The 16,842-nt window shown below is 58.3% G+C and carries 16 protein-coding genes; 4 read left to right on the top strand and 12 right to left on the bottom strand.

Features of this window, described 5'->3' with window-relative positions:
* Window positions 1-78 precede the first annotated feature (78 nt).
* The 5 genes from G8764_RS18885 to G8764_RS18905 form a co-directional block, all read right to left on the bottom strand.
* Window positions 79-918 (bottom strand): 23S rRNA (adenine(2030)-N(6))-methyltransferase RlmJ, encoded by an 840-nt coding sequence (locus tag G8764_RS18885; RefSeq protein WP_166166606.1) that lies wholly within the window; start codon window positions 916-918, stop codon window positions 79-81.
* 129 nt (window positions 919-1,047) lie between these two features.
* A complete protein-coding gene (gene rdgC, locus G8764_RS18890; protein ID WP_166166609.1) occupies window positions 1,048-1,962 on the bottom strand; it encodes a recombination-associated protein RdgC in 915 nt (304 codons plus the stop codon).
* 121 nt (window positions 1,963-2,083) lie between these two features.
* Entirely contained in the window at window positions 2,084-3,043 is a 960-nt protein-coding gene (locus G8764_RS18895; RefSeq protein WP_166166612.1) for a 2Fe-2S iron-sulfur cluster-binding protein, read from the bottom strand.
* Between the two features lie 63 nt (window positions 3,044-3,106).
* The gene (locus G8764_RS18900) at window positions 3,107-3,736 is read right to left on the bottom strand and encodes a MiaE family protein (RefSeq protein ID WP_166166615.1); all 630 of its coding nucleotides are present in this window, start codon (window positions 3,734-3,736) and stop codon (window positions 3,107-3,109) included.
* Window positions 3,737-3,758: 22 nt separating this feature from the next.
* Entirely contained in the window at window positions 3,759-4,205 is a 447-nt protein-coding gene (locus G8764_RS18905) for a DUF1289 domain-containing protein (RefSeq protein WP_166166618.1), read from the bottom strand.
* A gap of 409 nt (window positions 4,206-4,614) precedes the next feature.
* Between G8764_RS18905 and acnB the strand changes: the two genes are divergently transcribed.
* On the top strand, window positions 4,615-7,239 hold the full coding sequence (acnB, locus tag G8764_RS18910; RefSeq protein ID WP_166166621.1) for a bifunctional aconitate hydratase 2/2-methylisocitrate dehydratase: 2,625 nt from the start codon (window positions 4,615-4,617) through the stop codon (window positions 7,237-7,239).
* A gap of 176 nt (window positions 7,240-7,415) precedes the next feature.
* Here acnB and G8764_RS18915 read toward each other — a convergent pair whose 3' ends face one another.
* Together G8764_RS18915 and G8764_RS18920 are read right to left on the bottom strand one after the other, a co-directional pair.
* Window positions 7,416-7,847, bottom strand: coding sequence for a hypothetical protein (locus tag G8764_RS18915; protein ID WP_166166624.1), 432 nt, complete (start codon window positions 7,845-7,847; stop codon window positions 7,416-7,418).
* A gap of 101 nt (window positions 7,848-7,948) precedes the next feature.
* On the bottom strand, window positions 7,949-9,091 hold the full coding sequence (locus G8764_RS18920) for a patatin-like phospholipase family protein (protein ID WP_166166627.1): 1,143 nt from the start codon (window positions 9,089-9,091) through the stop codon (window positions 7,949-7,951).
* A gap of 210 nt (window positions 9,092-9,301) precedes the next feature.
* On the opposite strand from G8764_RS18920, the gene G8764_RS18925 reads away from it, so the two are divergent.
* Window positions 9,302-10,072, top strand: a complete 771-nt coding sequence (locus G8764_RS18925; protein ID WP_166166630.1) for an SDR family NAD(P)-dependent oxidoreductase — start codon at window positions 9,302-9,304, stop codon at window positions 10,070-10,072.
* Window positions 10,073-10,158: 86 nt separating this feature from the next.
* On the opposite strand, the gene G8764_RS18930 is transcribed toward G8764_RS18925, so the two are convergent.
* The 5 genes from G8764_RS18930 to G8764_RS18950 form a co-directional block, all read right to left on the bottom strand.
* Window positions 10,159-11,379 carry a nucleoside recognition domain-containing protein gene (locus tag G8764_RS18930; RefSeq protein ID WP_207951969.1) on the bottom strand — a complete coding sequence of 407 codons (1,221 nt, stop codon included), beginning with the start codon at window positions 11,377-11,379 and terminating at the stop codon, window positions 10,159-10,161.
* Between the two features lie 34 nt (window positions 11,380-11,413).
* Window positions 11,414-12,031 carry a TPM domain-containing protein gene (locus G8764_RS18935; RefSeq protein ID WP_166166633.1) on the bottom strand — a complete coding sequence of 206 codons (618 nt, stop codon included), beginning with the start codon at window positions 12,029-12,031 and terminating at the stop codon, window positions 11,414-11,416.
* Window positions 12,031-12,768, bottom strand: a complete 738-nt coding sequence (locus tag G8764_RS18940) for a TPM domain-containing protein (protein WP_166166636.1) — start codon at window positions 12,766-12,768, stop codon at window positions 12,031-12,033. The genes G8764_RS18935 and G8764_RS18940 overlap by 1 nt, the downstream gene beginning before the upstream one ends.
* A 53-nt stretch (window positions 12,769-12,821) precedes the next feature.
* Window positions 12,822-13,418: a LemA family protein gene (locus tag G8764_RS18945; RefSeq protein ID WP_166166639.1), complete on the bottom strand. Its 597-nt coding sequence runs from the start codon at window positions 13,416-13,418 to the stop codon at window positions 12,822-12,824.
* A gap of 222 nt (window positions 13,419-13,640) precedes the next feature.
* Window positions 13,641-14,609, bottom strand: coding sequence for an endonuclease/exonuclease/phosphatase family protein (locus G8764_RS18950; protein ID WP_166166642.1), 969 nt, complete (start codon window positions 14,607-14,609; stop codon window positions 13,641-13,643).
* A 446-nt stretch (window positions 14,610-15,055) separates the two neighbouring features.
* Here G8764_RS18950 and G8764_RS18955 point away from each other — a divergent pair, with 446 nt between their 5' ends.
* Window positions 15,056-16,057 carry a M14 family zinc carboxypeptidase gene (locus tag G8764_RS18955; RefSeq protein ID WP_166166645.1) on the top strand — a complete coding sequence of 334 codons (1,002 nt, stop codon included), beginning with the start codon at window positions 15,056-15,058 and terminating at the stop codon, window positions 16,055-16,057.
* On the top strand, window positions 16,058-16,840 hold the full coding sequence (locus tag G8764_RS18960; RefSeq protein ID WP_166166648.1) for an alpha/beta fold hydrolase: 783 nt from the start codon (window positions 16,058-16,060) through the stop codon (window positions 16,838-16,840). It abuts the gene before it with no gap.
* Window positions 16,841-16,842 lie beyond the last annotated feature (2 nt).

A 16,842-nucleotide genomic window follows, 5' to 3' on the forward strand; every position in this document is an offset into this window, starting at 1 on the left:
TGGCTTATGCATAGGAGCAAAGGGACAAAAGGGCAAGCGGGCAAGGGGCAAAGAAGTAATCAGAAAAACTGATGAAACTCAGCCCTCACCACCACCAGTCAAACTAAAGTCCTGCTCGCTGCCATCCCCCAACAAGCGCTGCAACACCGGCAAACTGACCCGCAGCTCATCCATTAAATGCCAAGGCGGATTTATCACAAACACCCCGCTGCCATACATACCACCGCTACTGGCCGCACCCACACACAACTCCGCATTTAACCAGTGCCAATCCCTGCCCCGCAAACGCTTCAACATACGGCCGACCTCATCGCGCTGCAACAACGGATACCAAAGCAAATACACACCACTGGCAAACTGCCGAACAGCACTCTCCAGTGCGGCCACTGCCGCCTGGTAATCCTGTTTCAACTCATAAGGCGGGTCGATCACCACCAGCGCACGTCGCTCATGGGGCGGCAGCGACTTCGGCAAGCGCTGAAAGCCATCCAGCTTCTCCGCACTGACACGACGATCGCCCCGCCCCCACTTCTGCAACTGCTCAAAATCAGCCGGATGCAACTCGAACAACTGCAGCTTGTGTTTCGCCCCGAGCATCGCCCGGGCAATCGCCGGCGAGCCCGGGTAGCGCGTCAACTCACTGCCCGGGTTGAAACTGCGCACCGTATTCACATAACGGCTGAGCGGCTCCGGCAAGTCGGGCGCCTGCCAAAGGCGACTGATACCTGATTCAAACTCACTGTTTTGCCTGGCATAACCCTCTGCCAGATCGTACAAACCCGGGCCCGCGTGAGTGTCGATATAGCGCAGCGGCTTGTCGGCCTTCTTGCGCAAATAGTCGAGAATCAGCACCTCGGCCAGGTGCTTTAACACATCGGCGTGATTGCCGGCGTGGTAGGCGTGACGATAGCTCAACATGGACAACGCGCTCCCAACTTATGATGAATCCTTAACATCTGCAACCCAGGCGGGAACCCTGCTACAGGCTGTTACTTGCCACTAATTACCAGCTGCACCGTAGCCTGCGAGATTTAAATGCCAGCGATGCTAAATGGCGTCTGCTTTGGTGTTGCCAAAATAGCCCAGCAGCTGCGGAATAAACTGCTCCAGGGTACCTGTCATCAGGGCAAAGTCCGCATCAAACTGCGCGGCCTTGTCGCCGTTGGCACTGTCCTGGGCTTCGCTCACCAACTGTTCGCCAAACTTCAGGCGCTTGACCGCCAGGTCGTCCGCCAATACCAGCTGCAAACAATCGTTCCAGTGCAGCGCCAGCTTCATGACCTGCTTGCCCGCCTGCAGGTGCGGATCGATCTCCTCGGCCAGCAACTCCTGCTTCTTGCAGCGCACAATGCTGCCGTCCTCGCGCGGCTCTCGCAGCTCGCACTCGTCCCCCAGCAACAGATTCTCGGGCAGCGGCTCGCCGCGCAGCCAGGAGGTCATCACCACCGAAGGCGACTCCGTCACCTGAACGGGCACCACTGGCAGGCTGCCGAGACTGTCGCGCAGCAACTTCATCCACTCCTCGGCCTTGGTGTAGGAACTGCTGTCGATACAGAGCCAGCCATTCTGCACATCGATATAACCATAGGTGCGATTCGAGCGAGTAAACGCCTGGGGCAGGCAATCAAAGATAACTTCTTCTTTCAGGGTTTCTTTTTCCTTGCGCGACACCGGCCGGTCTTCCTGGGCCTGAATCAGCTTGACCTTGTCATCCAGCTTTTCCCGAATGACTGCGGCCGGCAGCACTTTCTCCTCCCGCCGGGCACACAGCAGGATGCGCCCCTGGGCGCTGAACTGCAACTCGTCACTGAGCTCGCCCATGGGTGACACCCAGCCATATTTGCTGGTGTCGTGGCTGCGACAGGGTGAAAAAGCGAACTTTTCCAACCGCTGGTTCAATTCTTCTGTGGAGTGATCAAAGGGACTGGTAAAACGATAGAGCAGGAGATTTTTAAACCACATGAAGATCTGTTGCCTTTGCTGTGAAAAAGGGCGGGCATTATGGTGCAAATGGGCAGCGACGACAAATCAATTAGCCGCCATAGCCGAACAAGCCGTCAGCCAAACCGGCGACAAGCCGGGCTTATGGCTCATGACCGGTGACAAACGGATCGGTGACTATGTCGGCGCGATTGGCGCCGGCAAGGAAACAGCGCTTGTGCAACGCCTCTACCACCTGCGGCGTGCCACAGAGGTACACTTTAGAGCCGCGCAAAGCCGGGTGGCGGCGGGCGATCAAATCCGCGGCATCGCCCACCAGCGCGGTAGCATCGGCGCCGCGCTGGATAACCGGGTAATAATTCAGCTGCGGGTATTGTTGCGCCAGCTGCGCCAGTTCGGCGCGCAAATACAAATCCTCCGCCTGCTCGGCGACCGCATACAGGTCAATAGCCGCGCGGTGACCGCGGGCCAGCGCTTCCTGCACTATGCCATAGACCGGCGCCAGGCCGGTGCTGGCTGCAACCAGCAACAACGGCTTTTGCGCGTCCTGGATGTCGTAGGTACAGTTTCCATCGGGCGGACTGAGGGCAACGGTTGCACCAACCTGGAGTTGCTCATGGCACCAGCGGCTCAACTGCCCATGGCGGTGCAGCAGGATATGTAACACCAGGCAGCCATCGCGCAGTGAGTGGCTGGCGATGGAATAAGGACGGCCGAGCAATGTGTTTTTCCACAGCAGAACATTCTGGCCGGGCTGCCAGCGCACAGCGGCTTGCAGGGTCAACTCCAGCACCGTCTGGTTGAGCATCCTCTTGTTCTGCACCACCGCTTGCAACAGCGAGTCCCTGGCGGGCAGGGACACACTGAGGGATTCCCGCGGGTAGCAGCTGCAGGCCAGGAAGTATCCCTGTTGACACTGGCTTTCGTTCAGGCCCTGCTGGGCGGCGGCGGGCACAGCCCCCCCGGTTTGCATCAGGCAGGCGTGGCACAAGCCCTTGCGGCAACTGTTGGGAATCTTGTGGCCGCCGCGCTCCAATGCCTCCAGCACGCTTTCATTTGGCTGCAATTGCAGCCGGGCTTGTTGGTACTCCACTTCAATCACACTTGCTCCCTCTTTTTCGTCCCGCTGACCATTGCGGAGCAGCTATCCGGCACAGTGCCGGTTTCAACCGGCCTGCGGGTACTCCGGCTCTGCCACCGGCACCCCGGAGTGAAACCGAAACAGCCGGTCCGGGCTGCGGATGGCCTCAGCTTCCTTCAGCAAAAAGAATTCCACCCGGGCGCTGATGTCCTTCTCGGCGTAGCGGCGAGCGAGATCAAGGTAATCCTGGAAGTGGCGGGCCTCCGATTTCAGCAGCGACAGGTAAAATTTATTCAGTTCGCTGTCGAGGTGTGGCGCCAGCCGATCAAACCGCTCGCAGGAGCGCGCCTCAATGATCGAGCCCACAATCAGGGTATCCACCAGGTTTTCCTGCTGGGGCTTGCGAATATGCCGGGCCAGGGTCGCGGCGTAGCGGCTGGCCCGGATCGGGCGGTAGCCAATGCCGCGCTTTTTCAGGATTTTCAGCACTTGCTCAAAGTGCACCAGTTCTTCCCGCGCCAAGCGGCTCATTTTGTTGAGCAGATCGATTTTGGTGGGGTTTTTCGCCATCAGGGTCATGGCTGACTGGGCCGCCTTCATCTCGTTGGCGGCGTGATCCAACAGGATCAACTCCAACTGATCCAGCGCTCGCTCCAGCCACTCGGCGGGAGTGCGGCACTTCAGGAATTCTACTACAGGGGCGATATCGGTCATGGTCACTGGCCAACTGGATCTGTCAGGCGGGTTGGGAAAAATAGCGTTCGTAATAGGCACAGGAGAGCGTGTAGTAATCCTGCTCAATGGCTTGCTTGATGGCGACCAGCGTCTCGTCCTGCCAGTCCGGCTGGCGCACCACGCCGTAGACCGAGAGATCGTCGATCTGGCTGGCGCCGGCCCGCAACAGGTCAAATAGCCAGCAGTAGGCGCCCTGCTCCGGGTTGAAACGCAGTTGCTGATGCTTGATGGCCGCCAGCAGCTTGGCCTCGTCGACAATCTGCAGCTTGTTGCTCACCACCTGGGTCAAGAAACCCTCCAAACGCCGGGCGATCAGATAGCGCTCATCGTTGCTGTAGGCGTTCCAGTACATCACTTCGTGGACAAAGCGCTTACAGCCGCGACAGACGTGATCCCCGAGACCGGTGGAACAGACTCCTACACAAGGGGTTTTAACGGGCTTGAACATGACCACCTGTAACTTGGCAAACAGTAAACAAAGACAACGGCTCGGCGAGCAGCCAGGTATTATACGGCAATAGTCCGGCGACCGGGGCATTGTGCACCAATAAACACCGCAGGCAAGACTGCAGGCGGGAAAATCCCGCGCCGCCGGCAGATTTTCTGCATAAGCTCCACTTTTCTGCTTTAAGAACATTATTCACCGCGCCTATAATGGCTATTAGTTGGGGCCAGTCGCGCCGCCTTAACTAACCCGGGGGGATCATGTATACTTTTGCCCCCGTTCCAGGTGATTAATCGGTGCAACTCCGCCGAACCAATCAACCGCAAGAACCAACCGATGTGGGTCATCGGTAGTCTTACCTTCCAGAGATCCTGGGGCAGTAAGTATTTATCACTAACTAGAGGAACTAACCGTGCTAGAAGCCTATCGTAAACACGTGGAGGAGCGTGCCGCTCAGGGAATACCGCCAAAACCCCTGACCGCTGAACAAGTTGCAGGCCTGATTGAGCTGCTGAAAAACCCTCCGGCGGGAGAAGAAGAAACTGTCCTCGACCTGATCACCAATCGCGTTCCCCCCGGCGTTGACGAAGCCGCCTATGTAAAAGCCGGATTTCTCTCCGCAATCATCAGCGGTGAAGCCACCTCTCCGTTAATCGATAAGCAAGCAGCCATCAAATTACTCGGCAATATGCACGGCGGGTACAACATCGTTACTCTGGTGGATGCACTGGACAATAATGAGCTGGCAGCACTGGCGGCGGAAGAGCTGAAACACACCCTGCTGATGTTCGACGCCTTCCACGATGTGGAAGAGAAAGCCAAGGGCGGCAATGAGCACGCCAAGGGCGTGATGCAATCCTGGGCCGATGCCGAGTGGTTTACCAATCGCGACAAGGTAGCCGAAAGCATCAAGATGTCCGTCTTCAAGGTCACTGGTGAAATCAACACCGACGATCTGTCCCCCGCTCCGGATGCCTGGAGCCGCCCCGATATTCCGCTGCACGCACTGGCCGCATTTAAAATGACCCGCGACGGGCTGACTCCCGAAGAGCACGGCGTTACCGGCCCGATGAAGCAAATCGAAGCGGTCAAAGCCAAGGGGTTGCCCGTGGCCTTTGTCGGCGATGTGGTAGGCACCGGCTCTTCCCGTAAGTCCGCTACCAACTCGGTACTCTGGTTCTTCGGCGAAGATATGCCCGGCGTACCCAACAAGCGCAGTGGCGGTGTCTGTATCGGCAGCAAGGTCGCGCCGATTTTTTACAACACCATGGAAGATGCCGGCGCGCTGGTGTTTGAAGCTCCAGTCGACAACCTCAATATGGGCGACGTGATCGAGATTCGTCCCTATGAAGGCAAGATCCTCAATGAAGCCGGTGAGACCATCAGCGAATTCGAACTGAAATCCGACGTGCTGCTCGATGAAGTTCAAGCCGGTGGCCGCATCAACCTGATTATTGGCCGCGGCCTCACCAGCAAGGCGCGTGAGTCACTGGGCCTGCCGCCCAGCACCCTGTTCCGCATGCCGGTCGCTCCTGCCGATACCGGCAAGGGTTATACCCTGGCACAAAAAATGGTCGGTCGCGCCTGTGGCCTGACCGACGGCAAAGGCATTCGCCCTGGCACCTATTGCGAGCCCAAGATGACCACCGTTGGCTCCCAGGACACCACCGGGCCGATGACTCGCGACGAACTGAAAGACCTGGCTTGCCTCGGCTTCTCCGCCGACCTGACCATGCAGTCTTTCTGCCACACCGCCGCCTACCCCAAGCCGGTTGACATTGACACCCAGCACACCCTGCCGGACTTTATCATGACCCGCGGCGGCGTTTCCCTGCGTCCCGGCGACGGCATCATCCACTCCTGGCTGAACCGTATGCTGCTGCCTGACACTGTCGGCACCGGCGGCGACTCCCACACCCGCTTCCCGATCGGTATCTCCTTCCCGGCCGGCTCCGGCCTGGTGGCGTTTGCCGCAGCCACTGGTGTAACCCCGCTGGATATGCCCGAGTCTGTTCTGGTGCGCTTCAAGGGCAAGATGCAGCCTGGCATTACCCTGCGCGACCTGGTGCACGCCATCCCTTACTACGGCATCAAGCAAGGTCTGCTGACTGTTGAGAAGAAGGGCAAGAAGAACATCTTCTCCGGCCGCATCCTGGAAATTGAAGGCCTGGATCACCTCACCGCCGAGCAGGCCTTTGAGTTATCCGACGCTTCCGCCGAGCGCTCCGCCGCTGGCTGTACCATCAAGCTGTCCGAAGACTCTGTGGCCGAGTACCTGCGTTCCAACGTGGTGCTGCTGCGCTCCATGATCGCAGACGGCTACGGTGACGCCCGCACCCTGGAGCGTCGTGCCCAGAAGATGGAAGAGTGGCTGGCAAACCCAAGCCTGATGCAGGCCGACCCGGACGCCGAGTACGCCGCGGTCATTGAAATTGACCTGGCTGACGTCAAGGAACCAGTGGTCTGCTGCCCGAACGACCCGGACGATGCCAGGTTGCTGTCCGAGGTTGCCGGTGACAAGGTGGACGAGGTGTTTATTGGCTCCTGTATGACCAACATCGGTCACTTCCGCGCCGCCGGTAAATTGCTGGATGCCTTTAAAGGCAGCATCAACACCCGCCTGTGGCTTTCTCCGCCGACCAAGATGGACGAGCACGTGTTGATGGAAGAAGGTTACTACAATATCTTCGGCCGCGCCGGTGCCCGCATGGAAATGCCCGGCTGCTCCCTGTGCATGGGTAACCAGGCGCGAGTTGCACCCAACAGCACCGTGCTCTCCACCTCCACTCGCAACTTCCCTAACCGCCTCGGTGATGGTGCCAACGTGTACCTGACCTCAGCGGAACTGGCTGCAGTGGGCGCCATCCTCGGCAAGCTGCCAACCCCGGCAGAGTATATGGAATTCGCCAACAAGCTGGACTCCATGTCCAGTGAAATTTATCGATACCTGAACTTCGATCAAATCGCCGAATTCCAGGCCAAGCACGACCAGGGCAAGAAAATCGCCGCGGTCGAGATTCAGGACGTTGCTGTCTAGCCCTTGCTCGACACGACACTGAACAAAAAACCCCGCTTATAGCGGGGTTTTTTGTTTGTTTGGCTGTTAATGTTACCTTCTTGGCAAGGGGCCCAACTGGTCAACAGACTTGCATGTTTAACAGACGAGTCGGGTTCAACAGGCGTTATATAATGCCTGTTTAAGCAGAATATTTATCAGGGCTGCTTGTGCACTTCGCTAAAGATTTCCTCGTCCACCTCACGCAGACTGATCGCTTCCACAACGTTGGTTTCCGCCGACACATCGCAGCGCGCGTAGAGCCGCTTTTCAATTTTGCTGACCGCGCCAAACAACCCCACCTCGGGCAGATAGGAGGCTTCGAAAAACATCTGGTTGGTATTGCTGATACGATCGTATTTCGCCGCCCTGTCATCGCTGACGACGTTTTGCACCTGGCCGCTAATGGTTTTTTTCAGCGCCGCTTCGCACAAGCTGTAGCCATCAAAAATATTGTAGCGTCTGGAAACACTGACGTCATGATACTCTTCTGAGTCGAAACCGGTAAAACCAATTACGAAAAAGGTGACAACACTGGTGAGCGCTACAAGTGCGATGCCAGCGACGACTGCTACCCACGTTTTTTTCATTGCCGGCCCTGCCCGCCTGGTAAATAAATTGCTATAAAGCCTAGCACCGGAGATCGGCAAACGCCACCGAGCCACGATGATTGACGCACAAATTGCCTTTCTTATACCTGGAAAAAATCCTGCAGCTTGCCCCTCTCCCACATGGCGTCCTGATAACCCAGTTCGATCAACTCATTGATAAACGGGGGCTCAAACATCAGGTAACTGGCAGTTGTCGCGCCCCCCATTTTTGCGGTACCGCCTGTGGCGCGCAAAAAGAAACGTACACTGCGCGGCATGTAGCGCACCTTGCGGCCGGCTATTTTATTGAGGGCTTTACTGGGAGAAATAATCAATGTATCGATGGGCCGCAGGGCGATATTTTCCGCCTGCAAGGTGGAATCGGGAATCACCCGCAGCAATTCATTGATGCGCTCGATGTGTTCGAGATCCCCTTCGAGGCCGTCGATAAAGGCACTGCTAAACAGGTGGCCAAATACCTGGGCAATCGAGGGTGAATGGCGCTGGGGGATAGAGGCCTTGGTCCACATCACCGGGTTGCGGTTAGCCGACACACCGATGACAAACAGGCGATCCGCCCCCATGTGCAACGCCGGGCTGAGCGGCGCCAACTGGCGCAGAGCGCCGTCACCGTAGTGATCCGTCTTGATCTTGACCGCAGGAAACAACCCGGGAATGGCAGCCGACGCCATCAGGTGAGTAAAGTCCAGTTTGGTCGGCACGCCGATGCGGCGGTAGCGCCGCCAGGGCTGGACCGAACTATGGCCCTGGTAAAAGCTCACCGACTCACCAGTTGAGTAGTTCATGGCGGTCACACAAACGGCTTTCAGGTCACCATTGTTGACCCCCTCATCGAGCCTCGCAAAATTGATGCGCCGATAGAGGAATTCCCGCAGCGGCTGGTTGTCCAGCAGGGCTATCGAGTTGCGGCTGGCGACCCCTTCGTGAAACAGCGAGCGGATCAGGCGAAAGCCCCCGGCCAACACATCCGTCCAGCCGGTCTTATAGACCCGTGCGGTGGTCAATTCACGCCATATATTCTGCAAGTCGGCCACGGCTTCGTAGTAGTGACCCGTGTGGGTCGCCAGCGCCAGGGCATTGATGGCACCGGCCGATGTGCCGCAGATAATCGGGAACGGGTTGTGGGTGGAAGATGGCAACACTTCATTGAGTGCGGTCAACACGCCAACCTGGTAGGCGGCCCGGGCACCGCCACCGGACAGGATTAGGGCATTGGTTGCCATAGAATAAGGGTCTCTGCTCTTTTGACAATTGCGGATAACACAATGTCGGATACTACATAACGGTTTACACAATAACGGGTTAGAGCGACGCTGGCCAGTTGGCCCTGTGAGCACTCAACACACTGCTATTACTATTGTAGTACTTTACCCGCGAGCAGGAATCCAATAAGGTCTGTGGCCACTGCGAATCCAACCACAGAGAGTGTTTTCATGGACCCCCTACTCGACTATAGCGACAAGGTTGTACTTATCACCGGTGCCGCCAGCGGCTTTGGCGAACTGCTGGCCCACGAATTTTCCGCCCGCGGCGCCAGACTGGTGCTGGGCGACATCTACGAAAACGGCGTCGAGACCGTCGCCTCGCAACTGCCCGGCCCGGCCGCGGCTATGGTTTGCGACGTGCGCCGGGAGGATAACTGCCAGGCCATGGTGGAGGCGGCGATTGAGCTCTACGGCCAGCTGGACATCGCCATCAATAACGCCGGCATCGTACAGAGCCTGACGCCTTTCGAAGACAGTGACAGCGAGGTTGTAGAGCAGCAGATGGCGGTTAACGTTAACGGCGTTCTGTACGGCATGAAACACCAGCTACGGGCAATGAAAGAACAGGGTAACGGCGTCATTCTCAATGTCAGTTCCGCCGCTGGCCTGGCCGCCGCCCCGAAGATGGCGATCTACGCCGCCAGCAAACACGCGGTAATCGGCCTCACCAAAACCGCGGCCGCCGAATACGCCAAACTGGGAGTTCGGGTCAACGCCGTTTGCCCCTTCTTTACCCTGACGCCCATGGTGACAGATTCCAACCTGGCGCCGGGCAAAACCAGCGCCGAGCTCGAGTCCAGCCTGAGCCGCTCCACCCCTATGAAACGCCTGGCAAACCCGGAGGAAATCGTTAACGTTATGCTGTTGCTGTGCTCCCCGGGCAATACTTTTATGACCGGCCAGGCCATAGCTGTGGATGGCGGCTTATCGGCGCTGTAAGCTCAAGTTGCCGAACGCCGTTTTACAGGATGCCGTAAACCACTGAGCTGGAACCTTTGAACAAAAAGGAGGCTCCCCGCTGTAAACTAGCCAAAAAACCACATCCCGAGAGTGATCGATGTCACTATACCGACACCATCACAGAGCAGCCCGCACCACAGGGCATAGCGCATACGGGTGATGCCCACCACCCCGAAATACAAGGTCAATACGTACAAAGTCGTCTCCGTGGAGCCCTGCATCACCGCCGCCAGCCGGCCCACCAGCGAGTCCACACCAAAGGTGTTCATGGTGTCGACCATCATGGCGCGGGCGCCACTGCCGCTAAACGGTTTCATAAAGGCCACTGGCAGGGCATCGACAAAGCCGGTGCCGATACCCAGCCCGGCAAATACCACTGTTACCAGTTGCAGTAAATAGTCCAGCGCCCCACTGGCGCGAAACACACCGATGGCCACCAGCATCGCCACCAGGTAGGGAATCAACTGCACAGCGGTTTCAAAGCCACTTTTGGCACCGTTGATAAACTCCTCGTAGACCGGCACCCGCCGATAGAGTCCAACCGCCACAAACGCGGCAATAATAAGCAACAGCAAGCCATTGGCCAGGTTCTGGGACACCTGCGCCAGGCTGCTGGACGGCAGCAGTGTTAACCAGTACACCAACCCCCCGACAAACAGCAGTATGCCACCCAGATAGGCCAGCACCACCCCGTCCAGGCGAATGCGCTGGATCAACAGCACCGTAATCAGCCCCACCAGGGTGGACGCGGTTGTGGCCAGTAGTATGGGGATAAACACATCGGTAGGGTCGGCGGCGCCCAGTTGCGCCCGGTACATGAAAATAGTGACCGGCAACAGCGTCACTGAGGAGGTATTGAGCACCAGAAACAGGATTTGCGCATTGCTGGCGGTGTCACGGTGTGGGTTCAGGCTCTGCAGGGCCTGCATGGCTTTCAGGCCCAGTGGCGTGGCGGCGTTGTCGAGCCCCAGCATATTGGCCGCCAGGTTCATGGTGATGGCCCCCTGGGCCGCATGACCGCGAGGCACCTCCGGCATGACCCGGCTGAAAAAAGGAGCCAGCAACTGGCTCAAGCGCTGTACCAGGCCGGCTTGCTCGGCGATGCGAAACAACCCCGACCAGAGCGCCAGCAAGCCGATCAGGCCGATGGCAATCTCCACCGCCAGCTTGGCCATGGCAAAGCTGCTCGCCACCACCTCCTGCAGCACGTTGACATCGCCAGCCAGCCAGCGCACTACACTGACGGCAAAACCAATCAGCAACAGACCGGCCCAAACGTAATTCAAGCCGGGCTACCGCCAGTCGGCACCGGCACTGCACTCAAGGCAGGACCACCAGGTGATTGGGCAGCTCATTTTTCTCCTCCGTCGCCGGTGAGAATTTCTGCAGCAACGCCCCGCACTGCTCTATACACTCGACGAAGCCCTGCTCGGTGTTGCCCGCGCGCAGCCGGGTGGTAAATTGATCGACAATAGCCCCCCACTGCTCGTTGCTGACATGCCGGCTGATGCCGCGATCAGCTATCAGTTCCACATAGTGCTCCGCTTCAGACACAAAAATCAGCACGCCGGTCTCGCCGCGGGTGTGATGCAAATTGTTTTCCAGGAACTGGCGATGGGCAAAATTGGATGCGCGCTGCCGCTTCACCCTGCCCGGCACCAGCCGCATCATCAACGGCGGAAAACGCAACACCAATGCCGCCACGATAAACAGCAGCCATTGCGCCAGCAGCAGTTCATCGCCACTGAGCCAAAACGGCGTGAACTTAAGCACCAGTGGCAGCAACAGGGCCAACACTGCGGCCAACAGTGTTGAAACATAAAAATAATTGTCCGAGCTTTTCGCCAGTACCGCCACCAGCTCGGCATCGGTCCCTGCTTCTACCCTGGCAATCGCATCGGAGACCACTTTCATCTGTACATCGTTAAGCAATCCCATCACCAGCCCCCCGACGCGCCACCGCCACCAAAGCCACCGCCGCCGCCGGAAAAACCGCCGCCCGAGCCAAATCCACCACGTCCAAAACCGCCGCCCCCCAAACCGCCAGCATAGTAGCCTCGATCCCTGAGGCGCCGACCGGAACCGCGGCCGCCGCCGCCGAAAAAGCCGCTCAGTACCACCCAGAGAATAAAAAAGATAATAAACACATAGGCCAGCTTCGATGGCCTGGACTGCTGCCGCCCCTGTTTGGCCAACTTGTATTCACCGCCCAGGGCTTGCACAATGGCGGCCGCTCCGGCAACCACGCCGGCGTCGAAATCCCCGCGCTTGAATTCCGGTTGCATTACCGCATAGATAATATTGGAACTGATGGCATCGGTAAGCACACCCTCCAGGCCGTAACCCACTTCGATGCGCAGCTTGCGCTCGCGCTTGGCGACCAGCAGCAGTACCCCGTTATTCTTGCCCTGCTGGCCGATACCCCAGTGCCGCCCCAACTGGTAACCGTAGGTTTCGATGGCGTAACCCTGCAGATCCGGGAGAGTTACCACCACCACCTGGTTGCCGCTGGCCTGCTCATGGCCCGCCAACAGTGTGTTCAGTTTTGCCTCCGCGGCCGGGCTGATCAGGTCGGCGCTATCAACCACCCGCCCGGTGAGTTTGGGGAAAACGGGCTCGGCAACAGCTGTGCTTATCGAGCCCAGGCCCGATAAGCACAGCAATAGCATTAGCATTGACAATTGCGATAGCAAGAGCCTGGCCGGCGGCAGAAGTCGGCGCGCCGGAATCAAAACTTCACCTCAGGGGCGGCCGCCGCATCCTCGCTGGTCGCCTGGTAGGTTTCACGCAGTGGCATATCACTGTACAACAGGCTGTGCCAGATACGCCCCGGGAAGGTCCGGATTTCGGTGTTGTACTGGCTTACCGACTGGATAAAATCCCGCCGCGCCACCGCTATGCGATTTTCGGTGCCCTCCAGCTGCGACTGCAAGGCGAGAAAATTCTGGTTGGATTTCAAATCCGGATAGCGCTCCACCACCACCATCAAGCGACTCAGTGCACTGCTGAGCTGGCTCTGGGCCTGTTCAAACTGCTGCAATGCCTGGGGGTTGTTGAGGATATCGGCATCCACCTGCATGGAACTGACCTTGGAGCGCGCCTCGACCACGGCAGTCAGGGTTTCCCTCTCCTGTGCCGCATAACCCTTGACCGTGGCCACCAGGTTCGGCACCAGGTCACTGCGGCGCTGGTACTGATTCTCCACCTGGGCCCAGTTGGCTTTCACCTGTTCATCCAGGCTGGGAATATTGTTGATACCACAACCGCTGACACTAAGCAGAGTGAGCAGCAACACACCCAGGGCGAAGGATCTTTTAATGCCCATGTTTTCATCTCCAATACAATAGACTTCCAACAGCGCTCACGCGCAGCATGAATGTTATGAACAGCGAGTTGCGAACAGTGTATTGAAAGTCAGCGAGGATGTCTTTATTGCTGATCTTTTCTAGCAATTTTTACTACCGGGATCTACTGCATTTGTAAAAGCCGAGCAACTGTATCGCGCCTGTTTTTTGTACAACCGCAATGGCCAGATTACAGCGGGGTACTACAATTCAAGCTCTATCCAGGCCGGGTCGTGATCACTGCCGTCACCGCCGTGCCTGCTGCGCCGGTCGATATGGGAGACACTAAATTTGGGCAGCAACTGTTGGCTCAACCAGATTTGATCAATCAATTTGAACTCCGGCGGCGCCGGCCCGCTGGGGTTGCGACGATATGTCCAGGCACTGGTCTGCGGCCCCGGCCCCTGGCTTTCACGTTTCGGCCGCCGGGTCTCCACGGGGCTTTGCAAAGCATTAAACAGCGGCCGGTTATCGACGCTTAACATGGGTTGCAAACAGGCCGAGTCGGGCGTGTCGTTCATGTCTCCCAACAGTATAAACGAGCTGTTGGGGCGCTCTGTATCGCTGAGGATTGCGGCGATCATTTCCGCCTGGCGCTGGCGCCGGGAGTCGGCCTCAATGGTTGCCGCCACCGGATCATTGGCATAGGCCACAAACGGGCTTTTCAAGTGTGTGTTGTAGACACTGAAAAGCTTTTTGCGCCGGTTTGCATGGAGGATCTCGATACGCAGCAGGTCGCGGCTGAATATGCGGCTCTGGGGCGCGTCCGGATGGACCTTGGCCTGGAACGAGGTGATTGCTCCGAAAGGCAGACTCGACAGCACACCCACATCGATCAAGCGCCGGTCATTGCCCTCTACCAGGGCCACGTGCTGGTAACGACTGTGGAGAAAATCCCGATTAAACGCCTTCAGGATCTCGATGTGTTCGACTTCTTGCACCGCCAACACGTCGACATCCATCGCCAGTATGCGGTTGGCAATGAGTTTGGTATCGGCCATGTCCTTGCCGTGCACCAGACGACCGCTGAAAGTACGCAGTTTGACACCAAGTCGAGTGTCGAATTCGAACTTGTAGCCTCCCTCGGTCGCCGAGGAATCATCCACTGTGGCCTGGAAATTAAAGCGGGAAAACAAGTTGTTGAGGTTGAATGTGCCGACAGTAACCTGCATACACCCTCCCTTTGCGACGAATTCAAGACAGTTGCGTAACTGCTTGATATTGCCTGTAAAGCGAGCGAATGCATTGGCTCTGCCAGTACCTGCCGTGCTCGCAAGCAACAAGTACTTAGCACTACTATATGCCTGTTCGCGGGCCGCGTATACAGACTGCACTGCCCCTGTTGAGGCTACGCGGCAGGGCAACAAGCGTACACGCAAACGTCATAATTGGCGGCTAGGATACGGCTGTACTGGTCACTCAGAGCTCCACTGTGATCCGAAACTGGCGGCCGAGCGAGCGCGGCGTTGGCTACGGGGAGCTGTGGCAATTGTATCCAGTGCATGACTGTGACATGGATTTTGGGAGTTCGTTATTGAGACACAAGCCTTGAGATTTACCTGCCGCGCTGCCGTTCTTGCCAAATGCTTGACCTGCAGCGCAGTTGCGGATTACCGCTATGGGCCATGAGCCCCACACCAGCGACGATGGATTTGAGCGGCTGCCCTTTCCAGAGTATGCCCGGCTGGAGGCACTGGTAGCCGCGGCCACTCCCTACGCCCGCCTGCAAACCCTGGGCGAAGTCAGCCACGGCCACCACCGCTATCCGCTACAAGCACTGGTATTTGGTTCCGACGACCGCACCCTGCCCTGCGTGGGTTTTTTCGCCGGCGTACACGGGCTGGAAAAAATTGGTACGCACCTGGCACTGGCCTACCTCTCTGCCTTTGTCGGCCGCTTGCAATGGGACCAATACCTGCGCAACCTGTTGCAACACTGCCGCCTGGTAACCGTACCCCTGGTCAACCCCTTGGGCATGCTGATGCGCCGGCGCAGCAACGCCAACGGCGTAGACCTGATGCGTAACGCACCGGTAGAAGCGGAGCATAATCGTCACTGGCCCATATCCGGGCAGCGCCTCAGCACCCGCATCCCCTGGTATCGAGGCAGGAAAAATGCCCCCATGCAACTGGAAGCCCGGGCCATCGCTGATTTTGTCCAAACTGAGATGTTCCCCTCCCGCTACGGCCTCACTCTGGACCTGCATTCGGGATTTGGCGCTACCGATCGACTCTGGTACCCCTACGCCAGGACTGTACAACCCTTCCCCTACCTGGACCAGGCCCGGCTGCTGGCCCAACGTCTGCGCATCACCCACCCCTACCACGTCTATCAGGTGGAAGCCCAATCCGACAGCTACCTGGCCCACGGCGACCTCTGGGATTACCTGGTAGACCTGCATGTAGCCGCCAATCCGGAGGGCGAGCGCGTACTGCTGCCCTGGACACTGGAAATGGGTTCATGGCTGTGGGTGCGCAAAAACCCGCTGCAGCTTTTCGACCTGCTGGGCCCGTTCAACCCGATACGTCCCCATCGCTATCGTCGCACCCTGCGCCGGCACTGGAATCTGCTGGAGTTTTTTCTCCACGCCGCCGCCAATCACGATCGATGGGGCAACTGATTGAACTGGCTACTGCTGCGCGGACTGGGGCGGGAGCAGCGCCATTGGGGCGACTTTCCCGCGCTGTTGCAACAGCGCAGTGGCGGCCAGGTTATCTGTCTTGACCTGCCTGGCACCGGCACCGAGTATCGGCGCGTGGCACCAGCGACAGTGCCTGCTAATGTCAAAGACCTGCGCGGACGCTGGCGCGCGCTGGCTCGGGCTGGCGGTGACTGGAGCATTGTCGGGCTGTCACTGGGAGGCATGCTGGCCCTGCAATGGCTATATCAATACCCCCAAGATTTCATCAGCGGTACGGTCATTAACAGCAGTGCCGCGACACTGTCTCCGTCGCGCCAGCGCTTGCAGCCCCGCGCCAAACTAAAGCTGATACGAGCTATCCTCACCAGTGCCCCCTACCCCCGTGAACAGCAGATTCTGGCCCTGACATCCAACCGCCATGCCGACCACTACCACATCGCAGCCACCTGGGCCGGCTACGCGCAGGACGCCCCCCTAAGCGGTCGCAACCTGCTGCGCCAACTGTACGCCGCGGCGCGCTTCCGGCCGCCGGCGCAACTCACCCGGCCACTGTTGGTGCTGTGCTCGAGCGCAGATCGGCTGGTGAACTGCAACTGCTCCGCCGCCATCGCCCGCTTCTACAGGGCCGACTTTAAGCGGCACCAATTGGCGGGCCACGATTTACCCCTGGACGATCCGGATTGGGTGATAAGCCACATACTGGAGTTTACCCACAACCGGGTTCGAGTCGCGCGAGAACAACAGCCCCCGCGGCCCCTGTAGAA

The sequence above is a fragment of the Pseudomaricurvus alcaniphilus genome (genome assembly GCF_011440395.1).
GTDB classification, from domain to species: domain Bacteria; phylum Pseudomonadota; class Gammaproteobacteria; order Pseudomonadales; family Cellvibrionaceae; genus Pseudomaricurvus; species Pseudomaricurvus alcaniphilus.

Coding starts and splice junctions, on each gene's coding strand:
- G8764_RS18885 (WP_166166606.1), bottom strand. CDS start 918: ATGTTGAGCTATCGTCACGCCTACCACGCCGGCAATCACGCCGATGTG.
- rdgC (WP_166166609.1), bottom strand. CDS start 1,962: ATGTGGTTTAAAAATCTCCTGCTCTATCGTTTTACCAGTCCCTTTGAT.
- G8764_RS18900 (WP_166166615.1), bottom strand. CDS start 3,736: ATGACCGATATCGCCCCTGTAGTAGAATTCCTGAAGTGCCGCACTCCC.
- G8764_RS18905 (WP_166166618.1), bottom strand. CDS start 4,205: ATGTTCAAGCCCGTTAAAACCCCTTGTGTAGGAGTCTGTTCCACCGGT.
- G8764_RS18915 (WP_166166624.1), bottom strand. CDS start 7,847: ATGAAAAAAACGTGGGTAGCAGTCGTCGCTGGCATCGCACTTGTAGCG.
- G8764_RS18920 (WP_166166627.1), bottom strand. CDS start 9,091: ATGGCAACCAATGCCCTAATCCTGTCCGGTGGCGGTGCCCGGGCCGCC.
- G8764_RS18925 (WP_166166630.1), top strand. CDS start 9,302: ATGGACCCCCTACTCGACTATAGCGACAAGGTTGTACTTATCACCGGT.
- G8764_RS18935 (WP_166166633.1), bottom strand. CDS start 12,031: ATGGGATTGCTTAACGATGTACAGATGAAAGTGGTCTCCGATGCGATT.
- G8764_RS18940 (WP_166166636.1), bottom strand. CDS start 12,768: ATGCTAATGCTATTGCTGTGCTTATCGGGCCTGGGCTCGATAAGCACA.
- G8764_RS18945 (WP_166166639.1), bottom strand. CDS start 13,418: ATGGGCATTAAAAGATCCTTCGCCCTGGGTGTGTTGCTGCTCACTCTG.
- G8764_RS18950 (WP_166166642.1), bottom strand. CDS start 14,609: ATGCAGGTTACTGTCGGCACATTCAACCTCAACAACTTGTTTTCCCGC.
- G8764_RS18955 (WP_166166645.1), top strand. CDS start 15,056: ATGGGCCATGAGCCCCACACCAGCGACGATGGATTTGAGCGGCTGCCC.